We start from the raw sequence: 11,828 nt of genomic DNA on the forward strand, positions 1-11,828 counted from the left end.
CGGGCACCTGCGCCGGGCGCTGGCACTCGCCTCGCGCACCGCCCTGACCGGCAGCTTTCTGCGCCTCGGCCCACCGCTGGCCGAGCTGCTTCAGGCCCTGCTCGACACTGATGAGCTCGATGCCCTGGCTCGCCAGCGAGCCGTGCGACTGATCGAGCTGGCCCGCCGCCAACGCAACTTTGGCAGCGCCGTCAGGCTGATGCTGGACGATACGGTGATTGCCGCTATCGTCGCCCGTCCCGACGTGCCCGAGCTGATCCGCACCTCACCGCTGACCCGCCGCGAGTGGCAGATCCTCGGCCTGATCCACGCCGGACTCTCCAATGAGCAGATCGCCGAGCAGCTCTCGGTGGCCCCCACCACCATCAAGACCCATATTCGCAGCCTCTACCAGAAGCAGAACATCCGCCGCCGCGAGGAGGCCATCGCCCTGGCCGGCGAGCTGCTGGCACGCATCCAGGGCGACTAGTTCACTCCTCCTCCCCCCACCTACGCCGTCTCCTCCTCCGGTGGGAGGATTTCACCCGTGCCGGTGCCGCGCACCATAGCCTCGACGACGACTCTCGCGGCGGCACCAGCGTGCGCCGCAGGCTATTTCTCAAGCACAACGTCTCAAGCACAGCTTCTCAGGGACAACAAGGAACATGCGCAATGGCACAGGCTTCTCGCTATGTAGGACCACAGGGCGCCGACTGGTGGCGCGGCGCGGTGATCTATCAGATCTACCCGCGCAGCTTCATGGACAGCCGCGGTGACGGTATCGGCGATCTTCAAGGTGTGATCGACAGACTCGACTACATCGCGTCCCTCAACGTCGATGCCATCTGGCTGTCGCCGTTCTTCACCTCACCGATGAAAGACTTCGGCTACGATATCAGCGACTACCGCGGCGTCGACCCGATGTTCGGTACCCTCGACGACTTCGACCGCCTGGTGGAAGCGGCCCACGCCCGCGGCCTCAAGGTCACCATCGACCAGGTGCTGTCGCATACCTCGGACCGGCACGCCTGGTTCACCGAGAGCCGCGCCAGCCGCGACAACCCCAAGGCCGACTGGTACGTGTGGGCCGACGCCAAGCCCGACGGATCGCCCCCCACCAACTGGCAGTCGGTGTTCGGCGGCTCCAGCTGGCAGTGGGATACCCGCCGCTGCCAGTACTACCTGCACAACTTCCTCGCCAGCCAGCCGGATCTCAACTTCCACCACCCTGCGGTGGTCGAGGCGATCCTCGGCGAGGTGCGCTTCTGGCTCGAGCGGGGCGTGGACGGCTTCCGCCTGGATGCGGTCAACTTCTGCACCCACGGCGAGCTGAAAGACAATCCGCCCCGCGAGGATCTGGGCGCGGGCTTTCTCGGCGTACGCCCCGACAACCCCTACGGCTTCCAGCGCCATCTCCATGACAAGACCCAGCCGGAGAATCTGGCCTTCCTCAAGAAGCTGCGCGCCCTGCTCGACGAGTACCCCGGCACCACCAGCGTCGGCGAGGTGGGTGACGACGACTCGCTGCGGGTGATGGCCGAGTACACCCAGGGCGGCAAGCGGCTGCACATGGCCTACTCCTTCGACCTGCTCGGCGAGCGCCACGACCCGACCTTCCTGCAGCACACCCTCACCGAGATGGAAGCCCGCATCGACGACGGCTGGCCATGCTGGGCGCTGGGCAACCATGACGTGGTGCGCCTGGCGAGCCGCTGGCAGGCCACCGACAACCCCGCCGCACTGCGCCTCTACATGGCCTTTCTGCTCACCCAGCGCGGCAGCGTCTGTCTCTATCAGGGCGAGGAGCTGGGGCTGCCCGAGGCTCAGTTGAACTTCGAGCAGCTGGTCGACCCCGCCGGCATCACCTTCTGGCCGGCCTACAAGGGCCGCGACGGCTGCCGCACCCCGCAGCCGTGGGTCGCCGATGCCCGTCATGCCGGTTTCAGCACCGCCACGCCCTGGCTGCCGGTGCCCATCGAGCACGCCAATCTGGCGGTGGACCAGCAGGAGGGCGACTCGGCCTCGCTGCTTAATGCCTACCGAGACTTCCTGGCCTTCCGTCGCGGACAGCCCACACTGGTCAAGGGCGATGTGAGCTACCAACCGCTACAAGCCGACGTGCTGCGCTTCGAGCGTCGCCACCGGGGCGAGCGCCTGCTGGTGGCCCTCAACTTCTCCGCCACCACGATCGAGATCGCCGTGCCGGCCGACGCCCAGGCGCTAGCGGAAGCCCCCGCGCTGGTCAACGGCCGCTGGCAGAACGGTACCTTGACGCTACCCGCTTACGGCGTCGCCATCGCACGATGCCCGGAGGACAGCCCATGGGACGCCTGACACTGGAAGGGATCGGCAAGGCCTATGGCGATATCGAGATCTCCCGCGACATCGACCTGACCATCGAGGACGGCGAGTTCGTGGTCTTCGTCGGCCCCTCGGGCTGCGGCAAGTCGACCCTGCTGCGCATGATCGCCGGGCTCGAGGACATCACCCAGGGGGAGATGTGCCTGGACGGCGAGCGCATCAACGAGATCCCGCCCCAGGAGCGCGACATCGGCATGGTATTCCAGTCCTACGCGCTCTATCCCCACATGAGCGTGGCCGAGAACATGGCCTTCGGCCTCAAGCTGGCGCGCACCGACAAGGCCGAGATCCGTCGCCGCGTGCAGCACGCCGCCGAAATGCTGCATCTCACCGAGCTGCTCGAACGCCGCCCCAAGGATCTCTCAGGCGGCCAGCGCCAGCGGGTCGCCATCGGCCGCACCCTGGTCAAGGAGCCGGCGGTGTTCCTGTTCGACGAACCGCTCTCCAACCTGGATGCGGCGCTGCGGGTCGACACGCGGGTACAGATCGCCGAACTGCACAAGCGCCTGCAGGCGACCATGATCTACGTCACCCACGACCAGGTCGAGGCGATGACCCTGGCCGACCGTATCGTGCTGCTCTCCGGCGGCCGCATCGCCCAGGTCGGCGCACCGCTTTCGCTCTACCACTTTCCGAAGACCCTCGAGGTCGCCGAATTCATCGGCTCGCCACGCATCAATACCCTGAATGTCGAGGTGCTCGATCCCGGACGGGAACATACGGCAGTGCGTCTGCCCGGCGGCGCCACCCTTCAGGTGTCCGTCGACGGTGCCCGGCTCAAGGCCGGCGATCGCGCCACTCTCGGCGTGCGCGCCGAGGATTTCGTCGCCCCGGACCAGGCCGAGGCGACGCTGCCGGCGACCCTGATGGTGGCCGAAAAGCTCGGCTACGAGACCCTCGCCCATCTGCAGGTGGAGGGCATCGAGTCGACGCTGACCCAGCGTCTCGACGGCCTCGCCCATCTCGACGACCACCAGGCCATCACCCTCGGCCTAGCCGGCGGTCACTGCCATTTGTTCGGCCCCGACGGCAGCGCATGCCCGCGCCAGGTACGGATCCCCGGCGTTACGCACTGACCTCCCTCCCCCGGCCACCGCCCTGCGCCCCAGTGCTTACCAAGCTCGAAAAAGAACCCCGGTCGGGGGACCGGGGTTGAGCAAGTCTCTGCTCAGGGCAGGGAAGCGGGGCTAGCCCTTGACGCCACCGGCGGTGAGTCCACCAACGATCCAGCGCTGGCAGAGCAGGAAAGCGACGGTGATCGGCAGGCCGGAGAGCACCGCAGCGGCAGCGAAGTTGCCCCAGCGCTGGTTGTGATCAGCGAGGTACTGCTGGGCGCCCACGGCGAGGGTCAGCTTGTGCTCGTCGACCAGCAACACCGACGCATGGGGTACTCCATGATGCTCATCACGAAGGCGAGGATGAACACCACCATCAGGATCGGCACCGACAGCGGCAACAGGATGTAGCGGAAGGCCTGCCAGGTGCTGGCGCCATCGACCATGGCAGCCTCCTCCAGGGAGCCGTCGATGGACTCGAAATAGCCCTTGATGGTCCAGATGTGCAGCGCCACGGCACCCAGCGAGGCGACGATCAATGCACCGTGGGTGTTGATGCCGAGCCACGACACTTGCTGGCCAAGACGATCGAACAGCGCATAGAGCGCTACCAGTGACAGCACCGCCGGAAACATCTGGAAGATCAGCATGCCCTTGAGGAGCGGCGCCTTGCCCTTGAAGCGCATGCGCGCAAAGGCATAGGCGCTGGTGGTGGCAAGCATCAGGATCAGCAGTGACGACACCACCGCCACCTTGATCGAATTCCACAGCCACAGCAGCACCGGAAACGGCGGCTGCACCACGCTGCCGTCGGCGCGCTCCCAGGGGATGCCGAAGGCCAGCGCCCAGTGTTCCAGCGAGAAGCGTTCGGGGATCAGCGTGCCGGTGGCGAAGTTGCCCTCGCGAAACGAGATCGAGATCACCAGCAGCAGCGGAAAGACGATCAGCGAGACGAAACCGATCAGGGCGAGATGCGCGACCAGCTTGCGGGCGCGTATCGAGCGGGGTTGAACCATGGCCATGACACTATCTCCTTATCAGACCTTGACCCTGGACAGGCGCAAATTGAGCAGCGACAGACCCGCCACCAGCAGGAAGATCAGGGTCGCGATGGCTGCCGCCAGCCCGAAGTCCTGCCCGGCATCCTGGAAGGCGATGCGGTAGGTGTAGCTGACCAGCAGATCGGTGGTGCCCGCCGGGGTACTGGCACCCAGGATGTCCGGGTTGCCGCCGGTGAGCAGGGCGATCAGCACGAAGTTGTTGAAGTTGAAAGCGAAGGCGGCGATCAACAGCGGCGTCAGCGGTTTGATGATCAGCGGCAAGGTGATCGTCAGCATATTGGTGAGCGGCCCGCCGCCGTCCACCGCCGACGCCTCGTAGAGGTCGCTGGGAATCGATTGGATCAACCCCATGCACAGCAGCAGCATGTAGGGATAGCCGAGCCAGGTATTGACGATCAGCAGCATGGCGCGCGCCAGCCAAGGGTCGGTGAACCACTCGGGGCGGATGCCGAACAGGCTGTCGAGAATCATGTTCACTTCGCCGAAATGCTGGTTGAACATGCCCTTGAAGATCAGGATCGAGATGAACGCCGGCACCGCGTAGGGCAGGATCAGCAGCGTTCGGTAGATCGCCTTCCCGCGTAGCTGGTCCCACTGCAGCAGCGAGGCAAGTGCGAAGCCTACAGTCAAGGTGAACAGCACGGTGAGACCGGCGAAGGCGAAGGTCCAGACAAATATCTGCATGAAGGGGCCGCGGATATCGGGGTCGGCGAAGATCCGCGTGTAGTTGTCCAGGCCCACCGCCACTGGCCAGCCGGGCGTGATGCGCTGGCCGTCGTCGCTGACGAAGAAGCCGGTCTCACGGTCCGGGGTCAGTACGCGGTCGTCGCGACGATCGAACAGACTGCCGTCCTCACGTGCCTCAAAGCGTTCGAGCATGGGCGCGAAGTGGCGTAGCCCGGCCATACGCAGCTCCAACCCTGCCGGCGTAACCAACCTGAGCCCCTGGAGCGCATCGCGAGCGGCAATCACCTCGCGCATGGACAGTGATTCGCCGGTGGCCACTTCGTCGGCAGGATGAATTTGGACAAGCCGATGAGCCGCGTCTTGCAACGAAATGGGGCCGGTGACGAAGCGTGACGCGCCCTGCAGCGCAGCTTCGGCTTCCGCTTCGCCCTCCTGGGTAGCCTCGCCGTCTCCGTCCTCTCGCTCCAGGTAGATATGCAGACCCTCCTCGGTAGCATGGAGCTGGAAACCGAACGTGGCGCTCTCCTCCTGATAGGTGCGTGCCAGCAACTGACCGCGTACCCGATCCTCGCTGAGCAGGTTGCTGGAACTGTAATTGCTGAAGCTGATGCCGATGGTATAGAGCAGCGGGAAGATCACGAAAACCCCGAGCCCCGCCACCGCCGGAAAGATATAGCGGTGACTCATCAGGGTGCGTTTGGTGAACACCACCGCCAGCGAGGCGCCGAGCACCAGGAAAAGCAGGGCGAACATCCACTGGCCGTTGAGATGAAAGGCCAGCACCAGCCACATCAGGGTCAGTACCAGGGCCGCCACCAGGCCGCGCATGGCCCAGCGGGTGTAGCGCTCGGCGACATGCCGCGAACGGTGTCGCGGCAATCCTCGGGAAGCGTTGGTCGTGTACATGGTCGGTATCCTGGGGGAGCGGGCCGGCGGCATTCATGCCGCCGGCCATGAGCGTGCGTACGGGTAGGCTTACTGGCGCATGCGACGTGCCGCGGCGTCGAGCGCCTCCTGGGGAGACTGGCGACCGCTGCCGATATTCTGCAGCGCCGGCTCCATGGCGGCCCAGAAGGCACCCATCTCGGGGATGTTGGGCATTGGCATGCCGATCTCGGCGTTGGCCAGTGTCGCAGCGATGTTGGCGTCGCGCTCCAGCTCCTCCTGATAGTCGATATGCGCCACCGCACCCAGCGAGCCATCGCTGTTGAAGGTGCGCATGCCGACCTCTTTGAGCAGGTAATTCTCGAGGAATTCCACCGCCAGGAAGTCGTTGGGTGAGGCGGCGTTGATCATCGCCGTCATCACCCCGTACATGGCACGGGCTCGCTCATCGCCGACCTTGGGCAGCAGCGCCACACCGTAGTCGATACCGCTACGCTCCAGGTTGGGCCAGGCCCAGGGCCCGCTGATCATGGTCGCGACCTCGCCACGATTGAAGCGGGTATCGGCAATGCTGTAGTCGGTACCACGAGGCAGAACGCCGCTGTCGATCAACTCCACCAGCAGCTCGGCGCCCTGCACGGCACCCTCGTTGTTGACGCCGATATCGCTGACGTCGAAACCCTCCACGGTCTGTTTGAAGGGGTAGCCGCCGTTGGCGGCCAGCAGCGGCCAGCCGTAGTAGGGCTCGCTATAGTCGAACAGGATCGCCTTCTTGCCCTGCTCGGCGAGCTCGGCATCCAGCGCCATCAGTTCGGCAAAGCTCTCCGGCGCATCGTCGACCAGCGCCCTGTTGTAGATCAGCCCCAGCGACTCCACCGAGATCGGGTAGCCGTAGGCCTCGCCGTTCCACAGCACGGCATCCCAGGTAAAGTCGAAATAGTTGTCGCGCAAGTCGTCGCTCGGTGAGATTGGCAAGAGCAGGCCGCTCTGGGCCCACTCGCCTATACGATCGTGGGCCCAGATCACGATATCGGGCCCCTGGCCGCTGCCGGCGGCCTGCTGGAAACGGTCTGTGAGGTTATCGGGAAAGACCACGTCGACCTCGATGCCGGTCTCATCGGTGAATTGGGCCGCCACCTCACGGATGCCGTCCTGGCCCTTGTTGTCGCCCATCCAGAGGGTCAGGCGATCGTCGTCGAAAGCCATTAACTGTGCGCTGAAAGCGCCCAGCAAGGTGGCAACAAGCAGCGGCGTGATGCTGTGAAGAAGAGTGGTGTGCATAGGTCATGCCCCATTGTTGTTATCGAGGAAGTGTCGTTGACCTGACTAGCCTCGCCAATCGGCGCCACGGATGGCTCCTCCTCTGGGGGCGTAGGGGCGGCGTAAGCATGGGGCGTAGAGCCACACCCGTTGACGACGACGCCTTAGTGGGCGGGAATCGGAAGCATAGGCGATAGAGTACGAGGGTCCTCTTACCGGGTGCCGAACCGCGCCAGCTGCATCTCCTGCAGGCGGCTCAAGGCACGACGGAACGGGAAGGCGAGATAGCCGTGGGGATAGAGCTCTTCCATGGGCACCTCGGCTTCCACATAGAGGGGTACGCGACGGTCGTAGCATTCATCGACCAGGGCGATGAAGCGACGTACACCATCGTCGCGCCGCGAGAGCGGCGGCAGCTCCCTCTCCCCGGCCTCGATGCGCTCGGCGCCATCCTCGGTGCCTCGGGCGATGCTGTTCGATGTACTCGCATCGCTCAGTCGGGGCACCCCGCTCAGCAGGACATGATCGAATTCATCGACCAAGGCGATGAAATCGAGCGCCGCCAGGGGCTGTTCGCATAGTTCGGCGTAGCGGCACCACACCACCCGTTTGCAGCGCCGCTCCACCGCAACCCGGCGATGCCCCAGCTCGATGAAAGCCGGGATGGACTCGCTGCCCTTTGCCTCACCCTCACTCAGCCGGTCGAAGATCGCCGCAAGGGCGCTGCGTCGACCGGGCCCGGTCACCCAGTAGCGCTGGAGTGGCTTGCCAGGATGCAGCCGGTGGTCCTGTCCGCCATCCAGTTCGACCACCTCCATATGACGGATCATGGCCGCCACCGCGGGCAGGAAGCGATCACGATTGAAGCCGTCGGCATAGAGTCGTTCCGGTGCCTGGTTCGACGTGCACACCAGCACCAGTCCCTCGTCGAACAGCGCGCCCAGCAGCCGGCCGAGCAGCATGGCATCGGCGATATCATTGACGAACAACTCATCGAGGCACAGCACGCGCACCTCGGCCGCAAGCTCCTGCGCCAATGCGGTGAGCGGGTCAGCGGTGCCACTCAACTGGAACTGGCGCTGGTGCACCCAGCGCATGAAATGGTGGAAGTGCAGGCGCCGAGCAGGCACCTGGAGATGCCGGTGGAAACCGTCCATCAGCCAGGTCTTGCCGCGCCCCACCGGCCCCCAGAGATAGACGCCGGGTATGGCCTGGCGCCCATCTGAGGCGGCGTTATCGTGCAGCGCCCGGTGGCAGGCGTCGAGCCGGAAGGCGGCGGCCCGTTGCGCCTCGTCCGGGACGAAGCGTGGCGCTCCACCGCCTCCCGGTACAAGGCCAGCGGGGAGGCGGCCGTCATGCCTCGAGCCGGCGCACCATGATGGTGACCTCCTCGCCCCGGTAGCGCAGTTCCTCATGGTCGGACCAGCCGAGACGGCGATAGAGTCCCTGCTGGTCGGGGGTGTAAAGATAGAGCTGGTCGACGCCACAGGCGACGGCCTCCTTTTCGACGCGACGAATCAGCCTGGCGGCGATGCCCCTCCCGCGCCACTCCGGCAGTACGAACACCGAGGCGAGCCAGGGCGTGAGTTCGCGGCGGCTGTCCATGTCCTCGGCCATCAGGGCCGCCGTTCCCACCGGCCGGTCGCCCTGCATGGCGACGAACACCGAGGGCACCCCGCCATCTCCGCACTCCCGGCGGAAGGCCTCCCGGTATGACTCGGGGGTGCTGTCGGGGTGCAGGTGGCCCCACTCGGCATAGGTCCAGCTCGCCACCGTCGCCACATGGTCGGAGTCGGTATTCAGCCGCACGATCGTGATATCTCGCATGATGGCCCTATCCTGTTTAGGTCTCGGCGGGAAATGACGTCTCGGCGGAAAGCCTAACCCAACTGGAAGGGGTAGACCGAGCCGATCTGCAGGATACGGGTCAGCTCGTCCAGGGCAGCGAGTGTCTCGTCGGCCAGCTGCGGATCGGCCAGGTCGTCGGGGGCCAGGCGGTCGCGGTAGTGACGTCCGACCCAGGCGGTCAGCTCCTCATGGAGCCCGTCGTTGAGCAGCACGCGGCCGGTCAACGCCGATCGTTCCACCTGCGAGAGGGCCACCCGCAGACGCAGGCAGGCGGGGCCCCCGCCGTTGCGCATGCTCTGCTTCACGTCCTTGACCAGCACCTCGCCGATGGGATTGTTACCTGCCAGCAGGTGATCCTGGATGGTGCGCCATACGGCCTCGCGCTCCTGGCACTCGCCGGGCACCACCAGGGTCATGCTGCCATCGGGGTTGGTCAGCAGCTGGGAGTTGAACAGGTAGGATGCCACGGCATCCTCGAGGCTCACCGCCTCCAGCGGCACCCGCACCGGAATCAGCGGCGTCGCATCTTGCGGCGCAGCTCGTCGAGGGTCGCCTGCTCGTCGAGGAAGGCCATCTCGTGGTAGAGCAGCACCGGGCCGTTGCCCACCGCGATCACGTCGTTGTGGAACACGCCCGCATCGATGGCATCGGGATGCTGCTGGGCGAAGACCGCCTGATCCCCACGCAACCCGTGCTGGCGCGCTACTGCCTGGCTCGCCTCCAGGGTCTGCCGGGCCGGGAACTTGCGCGGCTCGACGCGCCCCCCGAAGGCCTGACGGCCATAGACGAAGAGGTGTACGCCGGGCTCGCCATGCTCGCCGCAGAGCCGGGTATGGTTGGCCGCCCCTTCGTCGGAGAAGGCCGGAGTCGCCGGGAGTACCGAGTGATGGGCAAAGTGCCTCTCGTCATGGAAGATCGCCGCCAACACGCGTCCGGTGGTTTCCGGCTCCAGGTAGCGGTGAAAGCTCGACTGCAGGTTGGCCGGGGTGAAGTGTACCCGCCCATCCGGCGCATCCAGGCTCGGCGTCACCGTGCCGGCATTGGCGGTCCACATGCTCGATGCCGAACAGACCGCCCGCAGCACCTGGGGCGCCTCACTGGCGGCACGGGTCAGCACCTGGGAATTGCTTCCGSTGAAGCCCAGTGCCGCAGCGCGCCGAGGTCCGGCCGCTGCTGGGGCGGCAGCACACCCTGGGCGTAGCCGGCGTCCATCAGCGCCTTCATCTTGCCCAGCCCCTGCAGCGCGGCCTCCCGGGGGTTTGAGACCAGCCCGCCGTGGGACATGGAGGCCACGTTGCCGTGGGCCAGCCCCGAGTAGTTGTGGGTCGGCCCCACCAGTCCGTCGAAATTGACTTCCCGGTAGCTCTCGTCGTGCAGCGTCACAGCGTCGCTCATAACACCACCCCCGGCGGCAGCTGGTCTGGCAGGTGGAGGTCGTCGCTCTCCATGGAGGCCACCGGATAGGCGCAGTAGTCGGCGGCATAATAGGCACTGGGGCGGTGATTGCCACTGTCGCCGACACCACCGAAGGGAGCGTCGCCGGAGGCGCCGGTGGTCTGGCGGTTCCAGTTGACGATGCCGGCGCGAATGCGCAGCAGGAAGTCGTCCCAGTCGGCGCGTTCGCCGCCGATCAGGCCGGCGGAGAGGCCGTAGCGGGTGTCATTGGCGATAGTGACCGCTTCGCTCCAATCCCTATAACGGTATACCTTCAGCAGGGGACCGAAGTGCTCTTCGTCGGGCACCTCCAGGCCGGTCACGTCGATCAGCGCGGGGCTGAGCAGGCTGGTGCCTTCCTTCAGGCACGCCATGCGCGACAACACCACCCCACCCAGGGCTTCCAGTTCGTCCTGGGCCTTCAGCAGCCSCTGGCCGCCGCCGGGCTGACCAGGCCGCCGTAGAACGGCGCCGGCTCYTCGAACTGGCCTGCCACGTGCAGCCGACCGATGGCGTCCACCAGGGCATCGAGCAGGTGATCGCCGACCTGSCCCTCGGGCACGATCAGGCGCCGGGCGCAGGTGCAGCGCTGGCCGCCGGAGAGGAAGGCCGACTGCAGGATGGTCAGCACCACGGCGTCCTGGTCGTGCACGTCCTTGACCACCAGCGGGTTGTTGCCCCCCAGCTCCAGGGCCAGGATCTTGTCGAATCGGTCGGCGAACTGGCGGTTGAGCAGCCCGCCCACCTTGGCACTGCCGGTGAACAGCAGGCCGTCGATGCCCGGATGTGCCGAGAGCGCCTGCCCCACGGGGGCACCGCCCTGAACCAGGTTGATCACGCCGTCGGGCAGGCCAGCTTCCTGCCAGCACTGCAGGGTGAGGTCGGCGGTCAGCGGCGTTTGCTCGCTGGGCTTGAACACCACGGTGTTGCCGGCCAGCAGTGCCGGTACCATATGGCCGTTGGGCAAGTGCCCAGGGAAATTGTAGGGTCCGAACACCGCCATCACCCCATGGGGACGATGGCGCAGCACCGCGCGGGTGTCGCCCAAGTCCCGGCTGCGCTCGCCGGTGCGCTCATGGTAGGCCCGCACCGAGATCGCCACCTTGCCGATCATGGCGCCCACTTCGGTGCGCGCCTCCCAGAGCGGCTTGCCGGTTTCCGAGGCGATGGTGCGCGCCAGRTCCTCGCGATGCGCCTCCAGCACTTCGCGAAAGCGTTCCACCACCGCCAGACGCTCCTCGAAGGCGCGCCGCGCCCA

The 11,828-nt window shown here is 66.1% G+C and carries 7 protein-coding genes and 3 pseudogenes; 3 read left to right on the plus strand and 7 right to left on the minus strand.

Annotation, left to right across the window (positions count from 1 at the left end):
* The 3 genes from Q427_RS15985 to ugpC form a co-directional block, all read left to right on the plus strand.
* Window positions 1–469: LuxR C-terminal-related transcriptional regulator (locus tag Q427_RS15985; RefSeq protein WP_043515724.1), on the plus strand; the 469-nt coding region annotated here is incomplete at its 5' end.
* A 182-nt stretch (window positions 470–651) separates the two neighbouring features.
* Window positions 652–2,313 (plus strand): alpha-glucosidase, encoded by a 1,662-nt coding sequence (locus Q427_RS15990; protein ID WP_043515727.1) that lies wholly within the window; start codon window positions 652–654, stop codon window positions 2,311–2,313.
* Entirely contained in the window at window positions 2,301–3,416 is a 1,116-nt protein-coding gene (ugpC, locus tag Q427_RS15995; protein ID WP_043515729.1) for a sn-glycerol-3-phosphate ABC transporter ATP-binding protein UgpC, read from the plus strand. The genes Q427_RS15990 and ugpC overlap by 13 nt, the downstream gene beginning before the upstream one ends.
* 111 nt (window positions 3,417–3,527) lie before the next feature.
* Here the strand turns inward: ugpC and malG are convergent.
* The 7 genes and pseudogenes from malG to astD all read right to left on the minus strand — a co-directional run.
* Window positions 3,528–4,417 (minus strand): annotated as a pseudogene (gene malG, locus Q427_RS16000) (maltose ABC transporter permease MalG).
* Between the two features lie 15 nt (window positions 4,418–4,432).
* Window positions 4,433–6,049, minus strand: coding sequence for a maltose ABC transporter permease MalF (gene malF / locus Q427_RS16005; protein WP_043515732.1), 1,617 nt, complete (start codon window positions 6,047–6,049; stop codon window positions 4,433–4,435).
* Window positions 6,050–6,118: 69 nt separating this feature from the next.
* Complete coding sequence (gene malE / locus Q427_RS16010) at window positions 6,119–7,309, minus strand: maltose/maltodextrin ABC transporter substrate-binding protein MalE (protein WP_043515735.1); 1,191 nt, start codon at window positions 7,307–7,309, stop codon at window positions 6,119–6,121.
* A gap of 191 nt (window positions 7,310–7,500) precedes the next feature.
* On the minus strand, window positions 7,501–8,703 hold the full coding sequence (zapE, locus tag Q427_RS16015) for a cell division protein ZapE (RefSeq protein WP_231613732.1): 1,203 nt from the start codon (window positions 8,701–8,703) through the stop codon (window positions 7,501–7,503).
* Window positions 8,642–9,115 carry a GNAT family N-acetyltransferase gene (locus Q427_RS16020; protein ID WP_043515738.1) on the minus strand — a complete coding sequence of 158 codons (474 nt, stop codon included), beginning with the start codon at window positions 9,113–9,115 and terminating at the stop codon, window positions 8,642–8,644. Before Q427_RS16020 ends, zapE begins: the two co-directional genes overlap by 62 nt.
* Before the next feature lie 53 nt (window positions 9,116–9,168).
* Window positions 9,169–10,531 (minus strand): annotated as a pseudogene (astB, locus tag Q427_RS16025) (N-succinylarginine dihydrolase).
* Window positions 10,528–11,828: pseudogene (astD, locus tag Q427_RS16030) on the minus strand (succinylglutamate-semialdehyde dehydrogenase); the annotation flags it as partial. The pseudogenes astD and astB, both read right to left, overlap by 4 nt.

The sequence above is a fragment of the Halomonas sp. BC04 genome, from assembly GCF_000568385.1.